At 66.9% G+C, this 23,388-nt stretch carries 20 protein-coding genes and 1 pseudogene; 11 read left to right on the forward strand and 10 right to left on the reverse strand.

What is annotated here, in order from left to right; translation table 11 throughout:
- Positions 1-251 precede the first annotated feature (251 nt).
- The 5 genes and pseudogenes from CQ039_RS16975 to CQ039_RS09445 form a co-directional block, all read right to left on the reverse strand.
- Positions 252-442 (reverse strand): annotated as a pseudogene (locus tag CQ039_RS16975) (IS5/IS1182 family transposase); the annotation flags it as partial.
- 371 nt (positions 443-813) lie between these two features.
- Positions 814-2,502, reverse strand: coding sequence for a sulfatase-like hydrolase/transferase (locus CQ039_RS09430; RefSeq protein ID WP_105689986.1), 1,689 nt, complete (start codon positions 2,500-2,502; stop codon positions 814-816).
- Positions 2,503-2,561: 59 nt separating this feature from the next.
- Positions 2,562-3,050: a flavin reductase family protein gene (locus CQ039_RS09435; RefSeq protein ID WP_105561980.1), complete on the reverse strand. Its 489-nt coding sequence runs from the start codon at positions 3,048-3,050 to the stop codon at positions 2,562-2,564.
- 94 nt (positions 3,051-3,144) lie between these two features.
- Positions 3,145-3,630: a MaoC family dehydratase gene (locus CQ039_RS09440; protein WP_233190090.1), complete on the reverse strand. Its 486-nt coding sequence runs from the start codon at positions 3,628-3,630 to the stop codon at positions 3,145-3,147.
- Positions 3,627-4,931, reverse strand: a complete 1,305-nt coding sequence (locus tag CQ039_RS09445) for an acyl-CoA dehydrogenase family protein (protein WP_105561979.1) — start codon at positions 4,929-4,931, stop codon at positions 3,627-3,629. The genes CQ039_RS09440 and CQ039_RS09445 overlap by 4 nt, the downstream gene beginning before the upstream one ends.
- Positions 4,932-5,057: 126 nt before the next feature.
- Between CQ039_RS09445 and CQ039_RS09450 the strand changes: the two genes are divergently transcribed.
- Together CQ039_RS09450 and CQ039_RS09455 are read left to right on the forward strand one after the other, a co-directional pair.
- Positions 5,058-5,648, forward strand: a complete 591-nt coding sequence (locus tag CQ039_RS09450) for a VOC family protein (protein ID WP_105562017.1) — start codon at positions 5,058-5,060, stop codon at positions 5,646-5,648.
- On the forward strand, positions 5,645-6,805 hold the full coding sequence (locus CQ039_RS09455) for a S9 family peptidase (protein WP_105561978.1): 1,161 nt from the start codon (positions 5,645-5,647) through the stop codon (positions 6,803-6,805). The genes CQ039_RS09450 and CQ039_RS09455 overlap by 4 nt, the downstream gene beginning before the upstream one ends.
- A 165-nt stretch (positions 6,806-6,970) precedes the next feature.
- Here the strand turns inward: CQ039_RS09455 and CQ039_RS09460 are convergent, their stop codons facing one another.
- The 3 genes from CQ039_RS09460 to CQ039_RS09470 all read right to left on the reverse strand — a co-directional run bounded on the left by CQ039_RS09460 (position 6,971) and on the right by CQ039_RS09470 (position 11,050).
- Positions 6,971-9,145, reverse strand: a complete 2,175-nt coding sequence (locus CQ039_RS09460; RefSeq protein ID WP_158255957.1) for a TonB-dependent receptor — start codon at positions 9,143-9,145, stop codon at positions 6,971-6,973.
- A gap of 178 nt (positions 9,146-9,323) precedes the next feature.
- Positions 9,324-9,803, reverse strand: a complete 480-nt coding sequence (locus CQ039_RS09465; RefSeq protein WP_105561976.1) for a MarR family winged helix-turn-helix transcriptional regulator — start codon at positions 9,801-9,803, stop codon at positions 9,324-9,326.
- A 95-nt stretch (positions 9,804-9,898) separates the two neighbouring features.
- The gene (locus tag CQ039_RS09470; RefSeq protein WP_105561975.1) at positions 9,899-11,050 is read right to left on the reverse strand and encodes an acyl-CoA dehydrogenase family protein; all 1,152 of its coding nucleotides are present in this window, start codon (positions 11,048-11,050) and stop codon (positions 9,899-9,901) included.
- Positions 11,051-11,155: 105 nt separating this feature from the next.
- On the opposite strand from CQ039_RS09470, the gene CQ039_RS09475 reads away from it, so the two are divergent.
- From CQ039_RS09475 to CQ039_RS09490, 4 genes are read left to right on the forward strand one after another with little or no spacing between them, the layout of a single operon-like run.
- The gene (locus CQ039_RS09475; RefSeq protein ID WP_105561974.1) at positions 11,156-12,187 is read left to right on the forward strand and encodes a phosphotransferase family protein; all 1,032 of its coding nucleotides are present in this window, start codon (positions 11,156-11,158) and stop codon (positions 12,185-12,187) included.
- Complete coding sequence (locus CQ039_RS09480; RefSeq protein WP_105561973.1) at positions 12,184-12,552, forward strand: DUF6285 domain-containing protein; 369 nt, start codon at positions 12,184-12,186, stop codon at positions 12,550-12,552. Before CQ039_RS09475 ends, CQ039_RS09480 begins: the two co-directional genes overlap by 4 nt.
- Positions 12,549-13,442 carry a hydroxymethylglutaryl-CoA lyase gene (locus tag CQ039_RS09485; RefSeq protein ID WP_105561972.1) on the forward strand — a complete coding sequence of 298 codons (894 nt, stop codon included), beginning with the start codon at positions 12,549-12,551 and terminating at the stop codon, positions 13,440-13,442. The genes CQ039_RS09480 and CQ039_RS09485 overlap by 4 nt, the downstream gene beginning before the upstream one ends.
- Positions 13,439-14,203, forward strand: coding sequence for an SDR family NAD(P)-dependent oxidoreductase (locus CQ039_RS09490; protein ID WP_105561971.1), 765 nt, complete (start codon positions 13,439-13,441; stop codon positions 14,201-14,203). The genes CQ039_RS09485 and CQ039_RS09490 overlap by 4 nt, the downstream gene beginning before the upstream one ends.
- A 119-nt stretch (positions 14,204-14,322) precedes the next feature.
- Here the strand turns inward: CQ039_RS09490 and CQ039_RS09495 are convergent, their stop codons facing one another.
- On the reverse strand, positions 14,323-15,564 hold the full coding sequence (locus CQ039_RS09495) for an acyl-CoA dehydrogenase family protein (RefSeq protein WP_105561970.1): 1,242 nt from the start codon (positions 15,562-15,564) through the stop codon (positions 14,323-14,325).
- 129 nt (positions 15,565-15,693) lie between these two features.
- Here CQ039_RS09495 and CQ039_RS09500 point away from each other — a divergent pair, with 129 nt between their 5' ends.
- The 4 genes from CQ039_RS09500 to CQ039_RS09515 all read left to right on the forward strand — a co-directional run bounded on the left by CQ039_RS09500 (position 15,694) and on the right by CQ039_RS09515 (position 20,757).
- Positions 15,694-16,146 (forward strand): MarR family winged helix-turn-helix transcriptional regulator, encoded by a 453-nt coding sequence (locus tag CQ039_RS09500; RefSeq protein ID WP_105561969.1) that lies wholly within the window; start codon positions 15,694-15,696, stop codon positions 16,144-16,146.
- Positions 16,147-16,270: 124 nt separating this feature from the next.
- Positions 16,271-17,332 (forward strand): CaiB/BaiF CoA-transferase family protein, encoded by a 1,062-nt coding sequence (locus CQ039_RS09505; RefSeq protein WP_255413078.1) that lies wholly within the window; start codon positions 16,271-16,273, stop codon positions 17,330-17,332.
- A 23-nt stretch (positions 17,333-17,355) separates the two neighbouring features.
- Entirely contained in the window at positions 17,356-18,558 is a 1,203-nt protein-coding gene (locus CQ039_RS09510; protein WP_105561968.1) for an acetyl-CoA C-acetyltransferase, read from the forward strand.
- Positions 18,559-18,585: 27 nt separating this feature from the next.
- A complete protein-coding gene (locus tag CQ039_RS09515) occupies positions 18,586-20,757 on the forward strand; it encodes a 3-hydroxyacyl-CoA dehydrogenase NAD-binding domain-containing protein (RefSeq protein ID WP_105561967.1) in 2,172 nt (723 codons plus the stop codon).
- A 157-nt stretch (positions 20,758-20,914) separates the two neighbouring features.
- Here the strand turns inward: CQ039_RS09515 and CQ039_RS09520 are convergent, their stop codons facing one another.
- Positions 20,915-22,462 (reverse strand): class I adenylate-forming enzyme family protein, encoded by a 1,548-nt coding sequence (locus CQ039_RS09520; protein WP_158255956.1) that lies wholly within the window; start codon positions 22,460-22,462, stop codon positions 20,915-20,917.
- 157 nt (positions 22,463-22,619) lie between these two features.
- Between CQ039_RS09520 and CQ039_RS09525 the strand changes: the two genes are divergently transcribed.
- A complete protein-coding gene (locus CQ039_RS09525; protein WP_105561965.1) occupies positions 22,620-23,378 on the forward strand; it encodes an enoyl-CoA hydratase-related protein in 759 nt (252 codons plus the stop codon).
- Positions 23,379-23,388 lie beyond the last annotated feature (10 nt).

A 23,388-nucleotide genomic window follows, 5' to 3' on the forward strand; every position in this document is an offset into this window, starting at 1 on the left:
AATCCTCGGACATCGAGATTCATGCGACAGTTGCCGGCCGATTTGTCGGCGTTGACGCGCCATATGACTAAAGAGAGCTTTACTCGACGACGTAACAGAGGGTTTGGTCGAGAGGTAATCGAGCGGTCAGTATGGAAGCACGTGGCGCTGCATGATATTGTTGCTTGTCGTAGCGGATGGGCTCGGTTCGGGATTTACGCCTTGGGCAGGCTGTCCAGCAGGGCGGCGCCGCCGGTGTAATCACTAACCTAGCCCGCCATCATGAACAGGCTGATCGGGCGTCCATTCGCATCGGCTACGGTGTGCGGCTTGGTGTTCATGCCGCCCTTGGTGCCCGCAGGCTTGAAGCCGTTGCAGTGCGCCTTCAGATAGATCGCGTCGATCATGACGGTCCGGCGTCGGTCTGGACGCCGGACAAACCCTCCATCATCCGAACGAAGAGGCGGCTACGCCTCTGCCCATCGGTGAGACGTAGCGCTTGGTGCACGAGAGCGGACAGGAAGTCGTGGTGCGTCCGCGGGGCCGCCAAAGCCGACGCGCAGACGGCGGCGCCTCGCGCGGGTGTTGGCATCGCGACATCGCTGAAGGGCGGCTGGAGACTGTCATGACCGACTGGGCCCTGCCTCTGATCTCCGTCCACCTGGTGGCGCCCGGCAGCGGGCGGAGGCCGGCGCGCGTGACCGCGCTGATGGACTATCTCAGCTCAACCGCCGTCTGGCTCCGCGACTTGAAGATGCCGTGCCAGAGGCTCCGGCGGCCCCAGCGCTTTGAATCAAGAGCCGTGACCATCGCGAGACCAGTTGAGACCCGGCCCTAGGTCGGATGCGTCAGCGTATTGTACTGCGCGATCGGGCCCGGATATTCGCCGCCGCGGTCCTCGCCGACCTCGCGGGCGAACAGGGCGTTGGTCATGGCGTTGAGGCGCAGGATCAACTCCCTGTGGCGCTCGGGCTGGGCCGCCAGATTGATGATCTCCTCGGGATCGGCGCGGGTGTCGTAGAGCTCCAGGTCGTTGTGGGCGATCAGTTGTTCCCAGGTGACGGGCGTGTGGTGCTCGCCGGGGGCGAAGTAGCGTGCGAACTTGTAGCGGCCGTCGAACACGCCCCGGTGCACGCGGCGTTTCGACAGGTCGAAGACCGGGCGGTCGAGGTAGTTCTTGTTGGTCCGCTCCCACGACAGCAGGACGCCGTAGTTGAATAGGTGGCCTTCCTCGTCGCGCGCGGTGCGGGCGGTCGGCGTGCGCGTCAGGCCGGACAGGTCGTGGCCGACCAGTTGCGGGAAAGTCGTCTTGCTCCAGGCCGCGTCCTTGCCGGCGAAGCCCAGCAGGGTGGGGGCGATGTCGACCGAGCTCATCACCGCGTCCGTGGTCACGCCGCGCACGCCGTCGGGGTGGGCGATGAACATCGGGACGTTGGTTTCCTCGCGGTAGATGGTGCCGCCCTTCTGGCGCATGCCGTGGGCGGCGGCCCGCTCGCCGTGGTCCGAGGTGTAGACGATGATGGTGTTGTCCATCTGGCCCGAGTTCTCGAGCGCCCACAGCAGGGTGAGGATGTTCTGGTCCACGTCACGGATGCAGTTGCAGTAGTAGTTGACGAAGCGCAGCCAGGCGGCCTCGTCCTCGCGCGGCATGGCGCCATAGGTCTTCACATCCAGGGCCGAGATGCCGCGATGGGCCTCGGGCTTGGTCGACAGGTCATCCAGATAGAAGCTGCGCGGCAGGCCATAGCCGAGGTTGGTCTGATACAGGGGATCGCCCGGCTCGGCGCGCATGACCCCGGCCAGGTTCCAGACGGCGCGGGTCTCGGCCTGTTCGCCGGTGGCGTCGTAGAACATGATGTCGTGCGGATTGACCAGGTTCACGGCCATGAACCAGGGCTTGTCCTCGCGCTTCTCGGGCGTTTTGGCCAGTTGCTCGATCAGCATGGCGGCGTCGCCGGTGACGGCGCGGTCGGTGCGGTAGCCGGCCCAGGTCAGGCCGATCTCCTCGCCGTAGAAGTTGTAGTCCGAGAAGCCGAAAGGCTCCATGGCGTTGGTGGTGTCGGGGTACTCGCGCTGGAAGCCTGCAACCGTCGGCAGCTTCGACAGGTGCCACTTGCCCTTGTAGGTCGTGTAGTAGCCCGCCGCCCGCATCATGTCGCCGAGGGTGTCGACCTCGGGCGTCAGGACGGCGCCCTGTTCGGCGTTGGAATAGACCTTGGTCTTCTGCGTGTGCTGGCCGGTGTAGATGACGGCGCGCGACGGGGTGCAGGGCGTGGTGTGCACATGATAGTTGCGCACGTGCAGGCTGCGTTCCAGCAGGGCGCGGTGGCCGGGCAGGTGGTCGAGGAAGCCCTCGGGATAGGATTGCAGTCCGAACTCCTGATCGGTGACGATGAAGAGGACATTCAGCGGCTTGGACGGATCGCGCGGCGTTCGCGGACGGGCGCGGACGGGCGGGGCGGCTGCGGCGGCGCTGGCGCCGGCCATGCCGGCCAGAAGGGAACGGCGATCAATCCTGGGCACGTGTCTCTACTCCACTATGAGCCCTGCCGTTCTGTGCGGCTTATGGGCGGTCGGTCAGGTCAGGCGGCCACCTGCACATAGCGGCCGTCGAAATAGGCGAGGGGCGGCAGGGCCGAGGGCAGGGTGACGGACAGGACGTCGCCGATGACGACCCTGTGGCTGCCATGATCGACCACATTGGCCTGCTTCAAATGAATGACGGCGCAGGCGTCGCGCAGGAAGGGCGGGCAGTCCTCGACGGCCTCTTCCCAATGACCGATGGCGAAGCGCTCGCCGCCGCGCACGCCGCCGCCGCAGGCGCGCGACACCGCCTCATGGTCGGCGCTCAGCACGTTCAGCATCAGGTCCGAACCGGCGTCGATGGCCTGGAAGATGGCGGCGTTGCGGTTGATGCAGACCAGCATGGAGGGCGGGTCCATGCTGACCTCGCTGACGGCGGTGGCCGCCATGGCGAAGGGCTGGCCGTCGACCTGGGCCGTGACCACCACGACGGAGCGCACCAGGTTGCGCAGCGCGCTTTTCAGCGTCGGAGCCAGATCATCGTCCATGGCCGTCGTCCTTCCCTGTGAGGCCTGCCCTGTTGCCGAGCATGGTTTCCCTGATACTGCGACCAGGGAAAAATATGTCAAGTTACTTTACTAACTAGGCCGCGACCGCCGTCACAGCGTCTGAGGCGGGCAAGGCCAGCATGACGCTCTGGGCGACGCAGAGGGGCTTCTCAAGGCCCTCGCCCTCGATCACGCAGTCGCTGATGATCTGCCAGCCGCCGGCGCGGGCCTCGACCGCCGCCACGGTCTGACGCAGGCGCACGCGCACGCCTGCCGGAGCGGGAGAGACGAAGCGCACCTTGTTGACGCCGACGTTCAGCACCTTGTCGGCGCCCTCGATGCGCAACAGGTCGTCTTGCAGTCGGGGCAGCAGCGACAGGGTCAGGAAGCCGTGGGCGATCGGGCCGCCCTGCTCGCGCATCGCCCGCTCGACGTCGACGTGGATCCACTGATGGTCGTCGGTGGCGTCGGCGAAGCGGTTGATGCGCGGCTGGTCGAGGCTGAGCCAGTCGGAGACGCCGAGGTCGCGACCCGCCATGCCTGGCAGGTCGCTGAAGGCGACGACGACGGGGCCGGTCACGCCTTGGCTGCTTTCGGTTCGCGGGCGATCTTGTTGGGACCGGCGAAGCCGAACATCCAGGCGGCGATCTTGCGCATCTGGATTTCCTCCGCACCCTCGGTGATCCGATAGCGGCGATGGTGGCGATAGATGTGCTCGAACGGGGTATGGCGTGAATAACCCATGCCGCCGTGCACCTGCATGGCGGTGTCCGCCGCCTGACAGACCAGTCGGTTCGCCCAGTAGTTGCACATGGAGACTCGGTCCGAGAGCGTGGTCGCCACCTCGGGCTTGGACATGCGGTCCATTTCCCACGCCGTCTTGCGGATCATCTGGCGCAGCATCTCGACCTGGGTGGCCAGTTCGACCAGCGGGAACTGGATCGCCTGATTGACCGCCAGCGGCTTGCCGAACGGCTTGCGGGCACGGGCGTAGGCCACGCTCTGCTTGACGCAGAAATCGGCGGCGCCCAGCGACGAGGCCGCCTGACGGATGCGGTTCTCATGGACGAAGTGCTGGGCCAGCGTCAGTCCGCCGCCGACCGGGCCGAACATGGCGTCGGCGGGAACCCAGACGTTGGTGAAGCTGACGCGCGGATGGTCCGTGGGCATGTTGAAGGTCCACAGATACTCCTCGACCTTGACGCCTGGCGCTTCGGCGGGGACCAGCAGGCAACTGATGCCATCGGCGTCGCCGGCCTCGCCCGAGGTGCGGCAGAAGACCATGACGTGGGTGGCGACGTGCATCCCGGTGGTCCACATCTTTTCGCCGTCGATGCGCCAGCCGGCGACGCCGTCGCGGGTCTCGGGCTCGGCGACGGTCTCCATGTGGGTGGCGTCCGAACCGTGGTCGGGCTCGGTCAGGCCGAAGCAGACCGAGCGGGTGTTGTTCAGGATGCCGCCGATGAACTCCTCGCGCTGGGCCGGGGTCCCGAAGTCGCGGAACATCAGCACCTGCGGATAGTTGGCGACGATCGAGTGCTCGTTCTGCAGATCGTTGTGCAGGCCCAGGCCCTTGGCGGCGAAATGCTCGCGGATCACGGCCATGGCCAGGTTCGAGCCGTCCTTGCCGCCGAACTCGGCGGGCAGGGCGAAGCGCAGGTGACCGGCCGCGTCGGCGCGGCGCTTGGCCTCGGCCAGCAGGTCTTCCCACTCATGGCGAGGCAGGCCGCCGCGATCATAGTCGGTGCGGGCCCATTCGCGGCGGTGGTCGAAGAAGCGTTCGTTGTCGTCCTGCGCCTGAAGCGGAGCGATCTCGGCCGCGATGAAGGCGTCCAGTTCCGCCAGATAGCCGGTCAGTTCGGCGGGCAGTTCGAAGTCCATTTCGGCTCCTCCTTATCGTTGGGTCGAGCCTAGGCCTGCCGTCGAATAACGTAAAGCAATTTGACAAACATCGGGCGCAGGTATGGAGTGAATCCAAGACAAGAAACGTCAGGTAGGATGGATTCCATGGGCACGACAGCCTTCCCCCCCAGCGGCTTGCAGTCGCTGCATCACGCGGCGTTCCGCTGCCGCGACGCCGAGCAGACGCGTTGGTTCTATGAAGACGTCATGGGGCTGAAGGCCTCGTCGGGCATCGTTCTGGACGAGGTGCCGGGATCGGGCGATCCGGTCCCCTACATGCACATCTTCTTCGAGATGGAGGACGGCAATTTCGTCGCCTTCTTCGACGCGCCCTCGACCGCTGATCCCGACTGGTTCCAGCGCAAGGACAGCTTCGACATGCACATCGCCCTGGAGGCGCGCGACGAGGCGCACATGCTGGAGATCCAGCAGCGCATTCGCTCGCACGGCGTCAGCTGCCTGGGCCCGGTCGAGCATCACTTCGTCCGCTCGGTCTATATGTACGATCCCAACGGTATCCAGGTCGAAGTCACCTGCCGCACCGCCGACCACGACCGCATCCTGGCCGAGGAGAAGGCGATCCTGCCGCAGTTGATCAAGGACTGGTCGGCCCGCACCCGTGCAGAGAAAGAAGCCAAGTTTGGCGCCGTTGCGCTGGACCGTCGCGGCAAGCCCCAGTCGGAGCTGAAGGGATGAGCGCCGTGAAGAAGAAGTACCAGCGCATTCCCTATCTGATCGTCTTCCAGGAGCAGGCGACCTTCAAGGACACCTATGGCGGCGCCGAGAGCTCGGTCGCGCTGGAGGCCCACCTGCTGAAACCGGACACTGAGTCCGACACCGTCGTCATCATGATGCACCCGATCGGCGGCGGCGCCTGGCTGCCTCTGCCGGCGGCTCTGGCCAAGCAGGGCGTCCACGTCATCTATTGCAACAGCCGCTATCGGGGCATCGACAACGCCCTGATCATGGAGAAGTGCGCCCTGGATCTGGGCGCCTGCGTCCGCGATGCGAAGGAGCGTCTGGGCTACAAGAAGGTGATCCTGGGCGGCTGGTCCGGCGGCGGCGCCCTGTCGCTCTTCTATCAGGCGGAAGCCGAAAAACCGACCGTGACCCAGACCCCGGCGGGCGACCCGATCGACCTGACCAAGGCGAACCTGATCCCGGCGGACGGCATCGCTCTTTTGGCGGCCCACCTGTCGCGCAACCTGACCCTGACCGAGTGGATCGACCCCTCCGTGACGGACGAAAGCCGGCCTTTCGACCGCGATCCCGAACTGAACATCTACGATCCGACCAACCCCAATCAGGCGCCCTATTCGCCGGAATTCATCGCCCGCTATCGCGACGCCCAGGTGGCCCGAAACCGCCGCATCACCGCCTGGGTGAAGCAGCAACTGGCCGATCTGAAGCTGCAGGGATTGCACAACCACGAGCGTGGTTTTGTGGTGCAGGGGACCATGGCGGACCCGCGCTTCATTGACGAGACGCTGGAGCCCAGCGACCGTCGTCCCCACTACTGCATGTTGGGCGATCCGGTGGTGGTCAACGACGGCCCGGTCGGCCTGGCGCGGTTCTCGACTCTGCGGTCGTGGATGTCGCAATGGTCCTATGACGACTCCAACGCCGACGGTCTGAAGTGCGCCGCGCGGATCAGCGTCCCCATGCTGGTCATCGAGAACAGCGCCGACGACGCCTGCACTCCCAGTCACGCGGCCCGTCTGATGGCGGCCGCGGTCAAGGCGCCCCAGACCCATGCGGTCATCAAGGGCGCTAACCACTACTATTCCGGCCAGCCCGACAAGGCGGCGGAATCGGCGGGCGTCTTTGTGGAGTGGCTGAACGCTGCGTTCTGATCGACGGCTGAAGCCAGAACGATCAACGGCCGGTCCCTGGCGGGGCCGGCCGTTTTTGTTGACCTGCTGCGCCGGACGCCAGGCATAAAAAAAGCCGGAGCGTCGGGGGGACCGCTCCGGCGAAGTTTGTCTGGGGCCCCGATCAGACCCCGGACGAGGAAGGGGTCAGTAGCGCAGACCCAGCTGGATCGAGACGACCCGGCCCGGATCGACCACATAGGTCTGGGAGCCCGCCAGGAAGGGCGTGCCGAACGAGTGGGAGGCGGTCCATTCGTCGGTAATGTTGCGACCGATCAGGGCCAGGGTCCAACGGTCGTCGGCCGAAACCAGACCCAGCCGCAGATCTACCTTGGAGAAGCCTTCCTGATAGGAGCGGGGGTTCAGGTTTTCCTCCAGATAGGTGCCGCTGCGGCCGCGCACCGTGGCGTCGGCCTGGACGCGCATGCCGTTATCGAGGGGATGGTCGACGTTCAGCGTCAGGGCGCCCGACCACTTGGGCGCGCGCGGGAGGCGGGTGCCGCCGATGTCCTGGACGCAGTTGGCCGGGGGGGCCACGCCGTTGTTGTAGACGCAGGGCGCGGTTGGGTAGGAGTCGTACTTGGCGTCGTTATAGGCGATCGAGCCCGACAGGGTGACCGACGGATGCAGGCGCAAGGTGCCCTCGGCTTCGACGCCCTGGCTCTTGGCGCTGGCGGCGTTGGAGGTGATGAAGGCGTTGGTCGCGGCGTTGAAGCCCGAGACCTGCAGGTCTTCGAACTTGGAGGTATAGGCGGCCAGGTTCAGGGTAGCCCGACCGTCCAGCAGGGTCAGCTTGGTCCCGATCTCCAACGACTGAGAGGTCTCTCCTTCGAACTCGAACGAGGTCTGGTCGCCGGTCGACTGGGCGCCAACGAAGCCGCCGGCCTTCGAGCCCTTGGCGTAGGAGGCGTAGAACATGGTGTTGCGGTCCAGCACGTACTGAACCTGCACCGAGGGATCGAGCTGGCTTTCCTTGCGCTGGCCGCTTAGCGGGGTGTTGACCCAGGAGGGGGGCACGGCGCCGGTGGTGGCGCGGGTCTGGTCGGCGGCCTTGTCTTCCCAGGTCTGGCGCAGGCCGGCGGTCAGTTTCCACTGGTCGTTGAGGGCGTAGGTGGCTTGGCCATAGAGCGAATAGCTCTCGTCCGTCTGGTTGAACAGGCGGTCGCTGGCGCCGTTGAAGGGGCCCATCAGAATGCCGGTGTTCTGATGCATGTCGATTTCATTGCGGTGGGCATAGGCCCCGACGATCCAGGTCAGGGCGCCGTCGTTGGGCGAGGTCAGACGGACCTCCTGCGACACCTGGTTGAAGTCTTCCTGGAAGGTGGTGCGCAGCAGCGGATTGATGGTGAAATCGCTGTCGATCTGCTTGTCGTAGTCAAAGGCCGAATAGGCGGTGATCGCCGTCAGGGTCACGCCGTTGGCGAAATCCTTGTTGATCGTCAGCACGCTGTTGAAGCTGTTGGCGTTGTCGAAGTCGGCCACGCCCGGCGTGGTGGCGCGGGTGAAGGACTTGGCGCCGCCGGGGGCGACGCTGCTCATCGGCTGGCCGGTCAGGTCCTGGCTGGCGCCTTCGACCTTGAGGCGGAAGCTCAGGGTGTCCGAGGCCAGATAGTCGATGACGGCGCGACCGATCAGGTCCTCGCGACCCGGATTGTGGTCGCCGGTGCTGGTGTTCTCCAGCCAGCCTTCGTTGTCGCTATACTTGCCAGCTAGGCGGACCAGCAGCTTGTCGGTGATCGGGCCCGAGACGATCTGGGTGATTTCATAGCCGTTGTCGCCGTCGATTGTGCCGGTGACGGTGGTGGCCAGTTCGCGCGTGGCGCGCGGACCGTTAGAGGTGATGTTGATGGCCCCGGCGGCGGTGTTCTTGCCGAACAGGGCGCCCTGGGCGCCGCGCAGGACTTCGACGCTGGCGACATCCAGGAAGGGGGCGGCGAACTGGCGGCCGCGACCGGCGTAGGCGCCGTCGACGAACAGGCCGACGGATTGCTCAAAGGCCAGGTTGCCCGGCGAGGAGCCGATGCCGCGGATATAGATGGCGTTGTTGCCCGGCGTGGCCTGGATGTGCAGGTTCGGCACCGAGCCCGACAGGGCCTCCAGGTTGCGGACGTCCTGACTGGCCAGTTCCTCGCCGCTGGTCACGTTGACCGAGATCGGCACGTCCTGCAGGCGTTCAGTGCGCTTGCGCGCCGTGACCAGCACTTCGCCGACCGAGGTGACGGGCGTGTCGGCGGCGGGATCTTGTTGAGCGGTTTGAGCGTGAGCGGCCGAGCCGAGCGTCAGGCTGCTGGACGCCAGCAGCATCAGGTATTTGTAGCGCATGCGTTTCCTCCCCATGCGGCCCCTTCATCGAAGAGGCTTGATTGGCAACGAGGAGGGCGCGGCCGTTTGACGGGGCGCAGGTCGTCCTCCCTGACCGGGGCTCTTGATGGCCCTCATTGTCAAGAAAGTAGACAATCCCTTTCTGGTAAACTCGTCAAGTTACTTTACAGAATTTATCCTAGTCCTGACGGAAAGCCGCCATGCCGGTGTCTGGACCGTCGAGGGTGTGGACGATTGGTGCGCCCCAATCGCCCGCGAAGGACTCTCGCAGGGCCTTGACCCGGCGGGCGCCGATCCGGCGTCCCAACTCCTCGGTCAGATGGGCGACGATCTTCTGGGCGTCCCGGCGCATGGCCTTGCCCATGGGGGTCAGTTGCACAATGCGGATACGTCCGTCGGTCGGGTCGTCTACCAGCTCGAACACGCCGCGCTCCACCAGAGAGTTGATGGTCGAGTGCACGGCCTGTCGGGTCAGGCGCAGGCTGCGGGCGATGTCGGCGGGCCGCACGACTTCCATCTGGACGTGCATCATCACCATCGACTCGGGCCGGGTCAGATGGGGCCAGCCCGCTTCGCGCAGGCTCATCTGCAGGCTCTCGTCGAACCACTCGAAACCGGCCAGCAAGGGCACGATCAGATAGTCGGAATTGAAGATCATGTAGGGACTCCCAAGCCGACCTTATGCCGTTGCTGCGCGCGGCGCGCCAAGCGGAATTTGGTCGCCCAAATCGCGCAAGGGTGGTGCGCTGCTGCCTACAGGGTACGGGCGATCAGCAACTTCATGACTTCCGAGGCGCCGCCGTGGATCGTGTCGATGCGGGCGTCCTTGTAGAGCTGGGCGATCGGATATTCGTTCATGTAGCCGTAGCCGCCGAACAACTGCAGGCAGCGGTTGACCCCGTCCAGCTCGGTTTCAGTGATCCACAGCTTGGCCATCGAGGCGGTGGCCGCGTCCAGTTCGCCGCGGATCAGCTTTTCGGTGCAGGCGTCGATGAAGCTGCGGGCGATGACGGCCTTGGTCTTGATGTCGGCCAGGGTGAACTGGGTGTTCTGGAACTCCATCAATGGCTTGCCGAAGGCGTGGCGCTCGCGCGTGTATTCGACCGTCAGCTTCAGTGCGCGTTCCAGAATCGCCAGCCCCATGGCGGCGATGCCGAGGCGTTCTTGCGGCAGCATCTGCATCAGTTGACCAAAGCCCTTGCCCTCGATTTCGCCGACCAGGTTGGAGGCGGGAACGCGGACGTCCTCGAAGAACAGTTCGGAGGTGTCCTGGGCGGCGCGGCCCATCTTGTCGAGGTTGCGGCCGCGCACGAAGCCGGGCCGGTCGCCCTCGACCGCGATCAGGGAGATGCCGCGCGAGCCGTTGTCCGAGGTGCGGCAGACCACCAGAATCAGGTCCGCCGTCTGGCCGTTGGAGATGAAGGTCTTCTGGCCGTTCAGCACCCATTCGTCGCCGTCCAGACGCGCGCGGGTGCGGATTCCCTGCAGGTCCGAGCCCGTGCCCGGTTCGGTCATGGCGATGGCCAGGACGATCTCGCCCGAGACCACGCCCGGCAGCCATTTGGCCTTTTGCTCCTCAGTGCCGAAGGCGATCAGATAGGGGGCGATGATCATGTTGTGCAGCGGCACGCCCCAGCCCTCCATGCCACGCGCGCCGAACTCCTCTATCAGGACGCGCTCGTGACGGAAGTCGGCGCCCATGCCGCCGTATTCTTCTGGAACCGACAGGCCCAGGAGGCCGAACTCGGCGCCCTTGGTCCACATGTCGCGCGGGACGATCTTGTTTTGGTTCCAGCTCTCGATTGTCTCGGTCGGGCATTCGGCGTCGAGGAACTTGGACAGACCCTCGCGGAACAGATCGACGTCTTCCTGGGTGTAGGCGGAGGGACCGGCGTGGGCGCTCATCGGGGGCTCGCAACTGGAACGGAGGGTAGGTTTCATCCTGTCCCGGTTGCGCGATGAACGTCAATCTATTTGACAAAGATCGACCGCTTCGGTCATCCATTCCACATGTCCGCATCTCAACCCGCATCCGCATCCGACCCGGCCGAGTTCGTGCTGGCCCGGCTTGACGCCTTGGCGTCGGCGCTGGCGCCCGGCGGCGTCCACGCCAAGGGCCTGCGTCGCCTGACCGGCGGCGCCAGTCTGGAAACCTGGGCCTTCGACATTGAAGGCGAGGGCGGCTCGCGTCCCCTGATCCTGCGTCGTCGCGGCGGGGGCGGCGAGGCCGAGGTGTTCGAAACCTCTCTGCCTTTGCCGGTCGAGGCCCGACTGCTGAGGGCGGCGGAGGAGGGCGGGGTTCCTGTCGCTCGTCTGGTCCGCGACTGCGCCGAGGCCGATGGTCTGGGCGAGGCCTATGTGGTCGAGCGGGTCTGGGGCGAGACCCTGGGTCGTCGCATCGCCGCCGATCCGGCCTTCGCCCCGGCGCGCGCGATTCTGGGCCGCCAGTGCGGCGAGGCTTTGGCGAGCATTCACGCCATCGATCCGGCGGGCCTGCCGCCGCTGGAGGTTCAGGACGGCCGGGCCGTGCTGGACCGCTATGCCGATATCTATCGCAAGAGCAGCGGCCCGCGCCCCGTCATGGAGGCGGCGCTGAAGTGGATGGAGGCCCGCCTGCCGACGCCGGTTCAGCCGCGTCTGGTGCACGGCGACTTTCGCAACGGCAATCTGATGGTTGATCCCGAGGACGGCCTGACCGCCGTTCTGGACTGGGAGCTGGCCCATCTGGGCGACCCGGCCGAGGACATGGGCTGGCTGTGCGTCAACAGCTGGCGCTTTGGCGTCACGCATCATGTGGTCGGCGGCTTTGCCGATCTGGAGGCCCTGTTGGACGCCTATCGCGACGCGGGCGGCGAGCCGCCATCGGTCGAGCGCGTGCGCTTCTGGCAGGCGGTGGGCACCTTCAAATGGGCTGTGGTGACGATGATGATGTACCGCACCTTCGCCTCGGGCGCGTCGCGCTCGGTCGAGCGCGCTGTGATCGGCCGGCGGCTCAGCGAATGCGAAGTCGATCTTCTGGCTCTGATGGAGGCGTCGCGATGATCGAGGGACCGCGCAAGGACGAACTTCTGGAGGCGACGCTCGCCTGGCTGGAAGGGGCGCAGACTTCGGCTGACGGCTTCCACCGCAAGGTGGCGGCCAACGCCCTGGGCATCGTGTCGCGTGAACTGGCCCAGTGGCCTGACGCCGAGGCCGCCGCCGTCGCCCGGATGCAGGCCATCCTGGGCCACGAGGGCGACTATGCGACGCTGAACACCGCCCTGGCCGAGGCCTTGCGCGACGGGAGTGTCAACGGCGGCGACGCGGCGGTCTTTGAGCATCTGCGCCGCACGACCCTGGATACCCTGGCCATCGACCAGCCGCGCTATCGCCACGAACTGACGGAACTGAAAGAGGTCCAACCATGACCGAATGGGTCGAGGTTTCGCCGCGCGACGGCCTGCAGAACGAAAAGACCATCCTGTCGACCGCCGACAAGGTCGCGCTGATCGAACGGGCGGTCGCCGCCGGCGCGCGCCGGATCGAGGTGGCCAGCTTCGTCAATCCCAAGCTGGTGCCGCAGATGGCCGACGCCGAGGCGGTGATCGCCGCCCTGCCGAAACGACCTGACGTGCGGACCATCGGTCTGGTCCTGAATGAGCGTGGCGCGGGCCGAGCCTTGACCACCAGCGTCAAAGAACTGGGGATCGTGGTCGCCGCATCGGACGTCTTCGGCACGACCAATCAGGGCCTGGACGTGGACGCCGGCATCGCCATGGCCGGACGGGTCATCGAACAGGCGCGGGCGGTGGGCCGCGACGCTCAGGTCACGATTTCCGTCGCCTTTGGCTGCCCTCTGTCGGGCGCGGTTGATCCGGCGCGGGTGGTGGACATGGCTCGGCGTCTGGCCGCCTTTGGTCCGTTGGAGATCGCCTTGGCCGACACCATCGGCGTGGCGCGTCCGGGCGAGGTTTCGTCTCTGGTCGCGGCGGTGGTCGCGGCCGTGCGGCCCCTGCCGGTGCGGGTCCATTTCCACGACACGCGCGGCACGGGCGTCGCCAACGCCGTCGCCGCCGTCGCCGCCGGGGCCATGACCGTGGACGCCTCCATCGGCGGCACGGGCGGCTGTCCCTTCGCGCCCGGCGCGTCGGGCAATGTCGCCACCGAGGACGTGGCCTACGCCCTGAATGGTCAGATGGCGGTCGACATCGACGCCGTCTGCGAAGCCGCCGTCTGGCTCAATGAAAAACTGCAGCGGACCCGGACCAGCGCCATGACGCGCGCCTGGCAGTCCGCACGCGAAAGGAACCAAGCATGACCCAACTGACCCACGGAGGCCGCGTGGCCCTGATCACCGGCGCTTCCTCGGGCATAGGAGCCGAGTTCGCTCGCGTCCTGTCGCGCGGCGGGGCCAGGGTGGTGCTGGCCGCGCGCCGGGCCGACCGTCTGTCCGCCCTGGTCGCCGAGATCGAGGCGGCGGGCGGTCAGGCCCTGGCCGTGTCGATGGACGTGTCGGACGAGGCCTCGGTCATCGCCGGTTATGACGCCGCCGAGGCCCATTTCGGCCTGGTCGACACGGTCATCGCCAACGCCGGGGTCAACGCTGACGGCCCGGCTACCGAACTGTCGATCGAAGAGTTCGATCAGATCCAGGCGGTCAACAGCCGCGGGGTCTTCCTGACGGCGCGCGAAGGCGGGCGGCGCCTGCTGGCCAGCGGCAAGTCCGACCGGGGGCGCATGGTCATCCTGGCCTCGATGGGCGGCCTGCACGCCCTGACGGGTCTGGTCGCCTACTGCGCGTCCAAGGCCTCGGCGGTCATGCTGGGCCGGGCTCTGGCCAATGAGTGGTCGCGGGCGCGCATCAGCGTCAACGTCGTCTGCCCCGGCTACATGCTGACCGACATCAACGAGGAGTGGTTCACCAGCGAGGCGGGCCAGAAGATGATCTCCAAGCTGCCGCGCAAGCGCCTGATGCCGATCGACGCCCTGTCGCCGACCATCAGCTATCTGACGTCCGACGCCGCCGCCTACGCCACCGGCGCCGTGATCCAGATCGACGATGGGCAGCACATCGACTGATCGCGCCGAAGGGCGGATCGGAGGAGGGGCCTGGCGGGCCCCTTTTTCGTGGGCGGTCCATAAAAAGAGGGGGCCGCGAACGGCCCCCGAGTGGAGAGTTTCGGAGAAGTCGTCGCGGCTCAGGTCAGCAGCGAGTTCGGCGCCAGGCCAACCATAGAGCGGCCGTGCAGTTCGGTGGACACGTCCATGTCGTAGACGATGTGGCTGGCCATGACCTCGATGTCGCGCAGGATGCGCTGCATCGGATTGTCCATGGCGTAGATGCCCGAACCCGACGACTCGCAGCAGGTCCGCACGGCATCCAGGCACTGGCTGACGGCATAGGCGATCTGGGCGCGCAGGCGCAGGCGATGCGGCAACTGCTCCTCGTCGCTCAGCGCCGACAGGGTCAGGTTCTCGTCGGCCGCCTGACGGATCGACAGTTCCGCCGAGCGCACCATCAGGTCGGCGCGGGCCAGACGCATCTGGGCGGCGGGCTTGTCCACCTGGGTCGACTGGCCGCCCATCTTGGTGTGCACCGTCAGGCGCTGACGGCCCAGTTCGACCGCCGCTTTCGCTGCGCCGACCGAGGGCAGGGCCGCGGTGACGCACAGCTGCGGCAGCATGGGCGCGGCGTATAGCGGGTTGTCGTGGAGGCGCGAGCCGTTGCCCCGGCCGGTGCGAACTTCGGACACCACGAAGCTGTAGGCCTCGGGGATGAACAGGTCCTCGGCGACGATGTCGTTGGAGCCGGTGGCGGCCATGCCGCTCATGAACCAGGTGTCCAGCACCTTCACGTCTTCGGCGCGCGCCAGCATCATCCGCACGACGGGGGGCTTGCCCTCGCCCATGTCCTGCATGGCGTTCAGCATGACCCAGTCGGCGTGCATGACGACGGTGCCGAACTTCCAGCGGCCCGAGATGCGGAAGCCGCCGTCCACGGCCACGGCCTTGCCCGGAGGGGCGGCGACGCTGGGGGCGATGACATAGGGGGTGCGGCCCCAGACCTCGGCCTGGGTCTGCTCGGGGAACTGGGCGATCAGCCAGTTGTGTTCGGCGGCGAAGCTGGCCGTCCATCCGGTCGAGGGGCAGGCCTCGCAGATCGCGAGGGTGGCGTCGATATAGGCTTGGGGGGCGAACTCCAGCCCGCCGAAGCGACGCGGCACATACATGTAGAAATAGCCGGTGGCGCGCAAAGCGTTCCACACCTCGTCCACCGGGCGGCGCAGGCGTTCGGCCTCGGCGGAGGCGGCGGCTATCATGGGCTTCAGCGCCGCGATCCGCGCAGTCAGCTCGGCTGGAGTCAGGGCGGCGACCGCCTCGGGCGTCAGAAAATCGTTGCCGGCAGGAATACGCCGGTCCGCGAGCGTTTCGCTCGTCATGTTTTTATCCTCCCTTGTGGGAGGTCTAGTTCGCGGCCTGGCGGAATGAATGTCAAGTAAGTTGACTAAAAATCGACATCACGCCGTTTTCGGGCTTCCTTCCGGCGCGCGGGGCGGCGACACTGCAGCATGACTCGTTCCCTGCTGATGCTTGATCTGGTGCGCACCGTCTACTGGTTTGACGAACAGCTGCAGTCGCGGCTGGACGCCAAGGGCTGGGGCAAGCTGAGCCGGACCCAGTCGCTGGTCCTGGTCAACGTCGCCAACGGCGAGACACGGGCGGCGCGCATGGCCGAGAACCTGGGAATCTCGCGTCAGGCCATGAGCCAGTTCCTGGCGGAAATGGTCGAGAACAAGCTGGTCGAACTGGTTCCTGATCCGGCCGACCGCCGGGCGCGCATTGTGCGGTTCGCCCCCGAAGCCCACGCCATCCGCGACGACGCGCAGAAGATCCTGCGCGATCTCGAGGCCGAGCTGGAACTGGCCGTGGGGGCGGAAGGACTGGGCGTGATGCGCGAGGGCCTGCGCACCTTCCTCGGCGGTCTGGACGAACGTTCGGCTGCGGAACTGGAAACGGCTTAAGTCAAATTTCTTGACAAGATTGTTCGACCGGTCGATCACCGTATGACCTCTTCGAGAGGGGCGTGCGGGGAGCGACAGTCATGTTCAGCGACATCTTCGGACTATCGGCCAAGGCGCCGGCGCGGTGAGCGCGGCGGCGAAATCCGCAGGCGCGCTGTCGGGCCTGACGATCATCGAGATGGCCGGGATCGGCCCCGGCCCCTTCGCCTGTATGATGCTGGCCGACCACGGCGCCGAGGTCATCCGCATCGACCGTCCGGGCGCCAGGATCGACCCGACCGACGTGCTGGCGCGCTCGCGCAAGCGGGTCGAACTGGATCTCAAGAGCGAAGAAGGCCGAGCCGCCGCGCGTGAACTGATCCGCAAGGCTGACGGTCTGGTCGAGGGCTATCGCCCCGGCGTCATGGAGCGCCTGGGCCTGGGCCCCGAGGTGCTGCTGGCCGACAATCCCAGGCTGGTTTACGGTCGCATGACGGGCTGGGGCCAGGAAGGGCCACTGGCGAAGGCCGCCGGTCACGACATCAACTACATCGCCATCACCGGCGCCCTGAACGCCTTTGGCCGGGCGGGCGAAAAGCCGACGCCGCCGATCAACATGGTCGGCGACTTCGGCGGGGGCGGCATGATGATGGCCTTCGCCATGCTGGCCGGTATCCTTTCGGCGCGCTCGACCGGGCAGGGGCAGGTCATCGACTGCGCCATGACCGACGGCGCCTCGCTGCTGATGGGCATGATCTGGGGCTTCCGCGCCCAGGGCATTTGGGGCGACGAGCGGGGGACCAACTACCTCGACACCGGCGCGCCCTACTATGACACCTATGCGACTGCCGACGGCCTCTATGTCGCTATCGGGTCCATCGAGCCGCCCTTCTATGCGCGGATGCTGGAAGCCACCGGCCTGACCGATGATCCCATGTTCAAGGACCAAGACGGGGCCGCCGATCGCGAGACGCGCCGCGCCCGCCTGACCCAGATTTTCGCCGCCAAGACCCGCGACGAATGGCGCCTCCTGATGGAAGGGACCGACGCCTGCTTCGCCCCGGTGCTCTCCTTCGCCGAGGCACCGTCCTATCCGCACAACGCCCAGCGTCAGGCCTTCATCGAACTGGACGGCGTGATGCAGCCGGCCCCCGCGCCCCGCTTCTCCCTGACGCCGGCGCCGCAACCGCGCGCGCCCGGCACCTGATCAGAACAACCGAGGAAACGACCGTGAGACAAGCCTACATCTATGACGCCGTGCGGACCCCGCGCGGGCGAGGCAACGCCAAGGGTAGCCTGCATGAAGTGACCGCCATCTCGCTGGCGACCCAGGTGCTTCAGGCCCTGCGCGACCGCAACAGCCTCGACACCAGCCTGATCGACGACGTGATCCTGGGCTGCGTCGCCCCCATCGGCGAACAGGGCGCCAACATCGCCCGCGTCGCCGCCATCAACGCCGGTCTGGCCCAGACGGTGGCCGGCGTGCAGATGAACCGCTTCTGCGCCTCGGGTCTGGAAGCCGTGAACACGGCGGCGGCCAAGGTCGTCTTCGGCGAGGCTGACGCGGCCATCGGCGGCGGCGTCGAGAGCATGAGCCGGGTCAAGATGGGCTCGGACGGCGGCGCCTGGTCGACCGACGCCGACGTGGCCTTCACCACCTATTTCGCGCCGCAAGGCATAGGCGCCGACGCCATCGCCACCCTGTCCGGCTTCAGCCGCACCGACGTGGACGCCTTCGCCGCCGAGAGCCAGAAGCGCGCCGCCGCCGCCTGGGCCGCTGACCGCTTCAAGAACTCCATCGTCCCGGTCAAGCACTGCGGCGTGACCGTTCTGGCCCATGACGAGTTCATGCGTCCCGAAACCACAGTCGAAAGCCTGAGCGCGCTGAAGGCTTCGTTCGCGGGTCTCGGCGCAGCGGGCTTCGATTCCATCATGCGCCAGCGCTATCCCGAGATCGAAGCGGTCAACCACGTCCACCACGCGGGCAACAGCTCGGGCATCGTCGACGGCGCCTCGGGCCTGCTGATCGGCACCAGGGAGCTGGGCGAGAAGATGGGCCTCAAGCCCCGCGCCCGCATCGTCGGCACGGCCTCGATCGGCTCGGAGCCGACCATCATGCTGACCGGCCCGGTGGCCGTGACGCAGAAGGCCCTGGCGCGCGCCGGCATGAGCATCGACGACATCGACCTGTTCGAGCTGAACGAGGCCTTCGCCTCGGTGGTCATGTACTTCATGCAGCAGCTGAACGTGTCGCACGACAAGATGAACGTGAACGGCGGCGCCATCGCCATGGGCCACCCCCTGGGCGCCACCGGCGGCATGATCCTCGGCACCCTGCTGGACGAGCTGGAACGCACCGACAAGTCGACCGGTCTCGCCACCCTCTGCGTCGGCGCCGGCATGGGCACCGCCACCATCATCGAGCGCGTCTGATCGCGATCTGACAGTCAGGACAACGACATGAACAACTTCACCGTTTCGGTGGATGCCGACGGCATCGCCACCTTCCTGTTCGACGTGCCGGGCCGCACGATGAACACCCTCACCGACAGCGCCGTGGCCGACATCGACGCCATCGTCGCCCGCATCCGCGACGACATGTTCATCCGCGGCGCCATCCTGGCCTCGGGCAAGTCGAACGGCTTCTGCGCCGGGGCCGACCTGGGCGAACTGGGCGAGACGGCTGGCGGTCAGGCCGACGGCGCGGCGCGTGAAGCGGCTTTGCCCGCCACCTCGCGCATGACCTGGGCCCTACGGGCGCTGGAAACCGTCGGCAAGCCGGTGGTCGCCGCCATCGAGGGCATCGCTCTTGGCGGTGGTTTCGAGTTCACCCTGGCGGCCCACTACCGCGTCGCCTCGATCAAGGCCAAGGTCGGCCTGCCGGAGGTCACCATCGGCCTGCTGCCGGGCGCCGGCGGCACTCAGCGGGTCCCGCGTCTGGCGGGCGTGCAGGCCGCGCTCGACCTGATGCTGACCGGCGCGCCGGTTGACGCCGAGAAGGCCAAGGCCATCGGCATCATCGACGAAGTGGTCGAGCCGGGTCAGGCCCTGGCTGCCGCCAAGGCCTGGATCATGGCCGACGGCGAGGGCGTCCAGCCCTGGGACCGCAAGGGCTATGTGATGAAGGACGGCCCCTATTCGGAAGCCGGTTCGCCCGTCTTCATGATGGCTCCGCCCAAGATCATGTCCAAGAGCTACGGCAACTATCCGGCCCAGAAGAACATCGCCCGCTGCGTCTATGAGGGCTTCAACCTGCCGATGGACGCCGCGCTGCGCGTCGAGGCGCGTCTGTTCCTGGACACCCAGCAGTCGCCGCAGGCGCGGGCCATGATCCGTTCGCTCTTCCTGTCGAAACAGGCCCTGGCCAAGGGCGGCGCCCGTCCCGAGGGCGTCCCGACCTACACCGTCAAGAAGGCCGCCGTTCTCGGCGCCGGCATGATGGGCGCGGGCATCGCCTACGCCCAGGCGCGGGTCGGCATCGACACCGTCCTGATCGACGTGGCCCAGGCCGGCGCCGACAAGGGCAAGGCCTACTCCGAAAGCCTGGTCGCCAAGGCCGTGGCCAAGGGCGCGATGAGTCAGCAGGCCGCTGACGAACTGGTCGGCCGCATCAACGCCACCACCGACTATGACGCCATCAAGGGCGCCGATCTGGTGGTCGAGGCCGTGTTCGAGGACCGCGCCCTGAAGGCCGATGTGACCAAGCGCGCCGAGGCCCAGATCGGGTCGGACGCGGTCTTCGCCTCCAACACCTCGACCCTGCCGATCACCGGCCTGTCGGAAGCCTCCGAGCGTCCGGCCAACTTCATCGGCATCCACTTCTTCTCGCCGGTGGACCGGATGGAGCTGGTCGAGATCATCGTCGGCAAGACCACCTCGCAGGAGACCTTGGCCAAGGCGCTGGACTACTGCAAGCAGCTGAAGAAGGTGCCGATCGTCGTCAACGACAGCCGCGGCTTCTTCACCAGTCGCGTGTTCGACACCTATATCCGTGAAGGCCTGGAAATGCTGATCGAGGGCGTCGCCCCGGCCATCATCGACAACGTCGGCCGCATGACCGGCATGCCGCGCGGTCCGCTGGAGCTGCTGGATGACGTGGCTATCGACCTGGTGGATCGCGTCGCCGGTCAGCGTCGCAACGACCTGAACCTGCCGGCGCCGGTGGCCGGCGACACCGACAAGTTCCTGATCGACATGGTCGCCCAGGAGCGTTGGGGCCGCAAGAACGGCAAGGGCGTCTATGACTATCCGCAAGGCGGGGCCAAGAGCCTGTGGCCCGGTTTGGCGCAGATGTATCCGGTCAAGATCGCCCGTTCGAGCCCGGAACTGGTCGAGCACCTGAAGCAGCGTCTGCTGTATCGTCAGGCCGTCGAGGCCGCGCGCTGCATGGACGAGAACGTCGTCACCGCCGCCCGCGACGCCGATGTCGGCGCCATCCTGGGCTGGGGCTTCGCGCCCTGGACCGGCGGTCCGATCAGCCTGATCGACAGCGTCGGCGTGGCCCCGTTCACCGCCGCCTGCGAGGCCCTGGCCGCCCAGTACGGCGAGCGGTTCGCGCCGCCGGCCCTGCTGAAGAGCATGTCCGAGAAGGGCGAGCGCTTCTATCCGGCGCCCAAGCCTCTGGCGGCCTGATCACCGCATAGGTCTGAATAAAGAAGGGCGGGGCGCAAGCAAGCGTCCCGCCCTTCTGTTTGTCTTTCCTCTCCCGATGGGAGAGGGGAGTGGGCTGGCAAAAGAAAAGGCGGGCAACCCCTCGCCCGCCTCTTCCCGCTTTACTGAACGCCGCGTCTTAGGCGGGGTCCAGATCCTTCAGAACGGCCTCGCGAACGGGGCCCTTCTGGATCTTGCCGGCGGCGCTGCGCGGAAGCCGGGTGTCGCTGAAGCTGACGCTCTTGGGCGTCTTGAAGCCGGCGATGCGTTGGCGGCAGAAGGCGGACAACTCCTCGAAGCTGGGCTGCTCTGCGCCGGTCTTGCAGACGATATGGGCGTGGACGCGCTCGCCCCAGACCGGATCGGGCACGCCGATGACGGCGGCTTCCTCGATGGCCGGGTGCCAGGACAGGGCGTTCTCGACCTCGATCGAATAGACGTTCTCGGCCCCGGACACGATCATGTCCTTCAACCGGTCGGTGATGTAGATATAGCCTTCTTCGTCCATCCAGCCCGCGTCGCGGGTGTGCAGCCAGCCGTTACGCATGACGTCGGCGGTTTCTTCGGGACGGTTCCAGTAGCCTAGCATGACATTGCCGCCGCGCCCGACGATCTCGCCGATCTGGCCGCGCGGAACCTCACGGCCCTCCTCGTCGACGATGCGGATTTCAAAGCCGAGGGCGACCTTGCCGCAGGAACGTAGGCGCGGGTGGTCGTCGGCGCACTGGTGCGCGGCGGGCGTCAGGACGGTGCAGGACGCCATCTCGGTCTGACCAAAGCCCTGGATGAAGCCGATATTCGGGAACTTCTGACGCGCCAGGGCCAGGGTGGCGGCGGGCAGGGACGAGCCGCCATAGCCCAGCATCTGCAGCTTCGACAGATCCAACTGGTCCAGCCGCTCATACTTGGCCATCCGGTCGATGACGGCGGGCACGGTGAAGCAGTGGGTCACGCCATGCTCGGCGATGGCCTCCAGCATGGACTCGGCGGTGAAGCTGCGACGGAAGACATGGGTCGCGCCGGTCATGGTGGCGAACAGGATGCCAATGTCCGCCAGGTGGAACATGGGCGCGGCGTGGAAGTTGACGCCGCTCTCGTCGAAGGGAATCGACATCAGCAGGTTGGCGGCGATGGTGTGCATATTGCCGTGGCTCAGCATCACGCCCTTGGGCAGGCCTGTGGTGCCGCCGGTATAGAAGATGCCAGCCAGATCGCCGTCCTCGGCCAGGTGTTCCTCGGCCGGTTCCGAGCTCTGGATCAGGCCTTCATGCGTCAGATGGGCCGATGCGCCGGGCGCGCCGTCCATGGCGACCAGACGCTGGACTGCGCCTTCAGCCAGCAGTTGCTCGGCGACGGCGGTGAACTCTTCGCCGAAGCACAGGGTCTGCACCCCGGCGTCGGTCAGTTGGAAGGCCAGCTCGGGCGTGGCCAGGCGGGTGTTCAGCGGCGTCAGCACCCCCCCGGCCCATAGGACGCCGAAGTAGGTCTCGAAATAGAAGTCGCAGTTGTTGGCCAGGATGGCGACGCGGTCGCCGGTCTTCAGCCCGGCCTGGGCGCGCAGGCCGCCGGCCAGGCGAGCGACGCGGTCGCCCACTTCGCGCCAGGTGCGGCGGCGGTCGCCGTCGATGGTGGCGGTGCGGTCGGCGGCCGTAACGACGGCGCGAACCAGGCCCTGAGTAATTCTCATCGAAGGGGGTGCTCCTGCCGCCGCGAGGACGGGAAAGATTGTCAAATCTATTGACATCTAATCCCGCTCGGAACCATGTCTGTCAACTCATGTTCAGGCGTTTTTCCGCCGTTCTCGTCGCGACTTGCGTGACCCGGGCGGCGCGGCGAGGTGTGCGATGATCGGATTTGAACGCAAGGGCGAGGGTGCGATCATCCGGCTGGACCAGCCCGAGCGGATGAACGCCCTGACCGAACCGATGATGGAGGCGCTGGACGCCGCCGTGGACGCCGCCGTCGCCTCGGGCGCGCGAGCCATCATGCTGACGGGCGCGGGCCGGGCCTTCTGCGCGGGCGGGACCCTGTCCGAGCCGCTGCCGGACGACGCGGGCCGGATTCTGGAGACCCATATCAACCCGCTGCTGCTCAAGCTGGCGGACCTGCCGATCCCGCTGATCGCGGCGGTCAACGGTCCGGCCATTGGAGCGGGAGCATCGATCGCCCTGGCCGCCGACATGATCCTGATGTCGCGTTCGGCCTTCCTGTCCTACGCCTTCGCCCAGGTCGGGCTGGCCCCCGACGGCGGAGCCAGCTGGCTGCTGCCGCGCACCCTGGGCTGGCATCGGGCCATGAGCCTGATGATGACGGGCGATCGCATTGACGCCGAGCAGGCCGTGACCTGGGGCCTGGCGTGGAAGGCGGTCGATCCCGAGGCTCTGACCGGCGAGGCCGAGGCCCTGTTGGAGCGTCTGTCGACCGGCCCGACCCTGGCCTATGCCGCTGTCCGCCGCACCGCCCGCGCCGCCCTGGACCTCGGCTTCGCCCAGGCGCTGGACGTCGAACGCGAGGCGCAGACCGACGCCGGACGCACCGCCGATTTCAAGGAGGGCGCGTCAGCCTTCCTCGCCCGCCGCCCGGCCCAGTTCACCGGCCGCTAGGAGCGTCGCC

Origin of the sequence: Brevundimonas sp. MYb52 (assembly GCF_002979535.1) — a bacterium.
Classification (GTDB): domain Bacteria; phylum Pseudomonadota; class Alphaproteobacteria; order Caulobacterales; family Caulobacteraceae; genus Brevundimonas.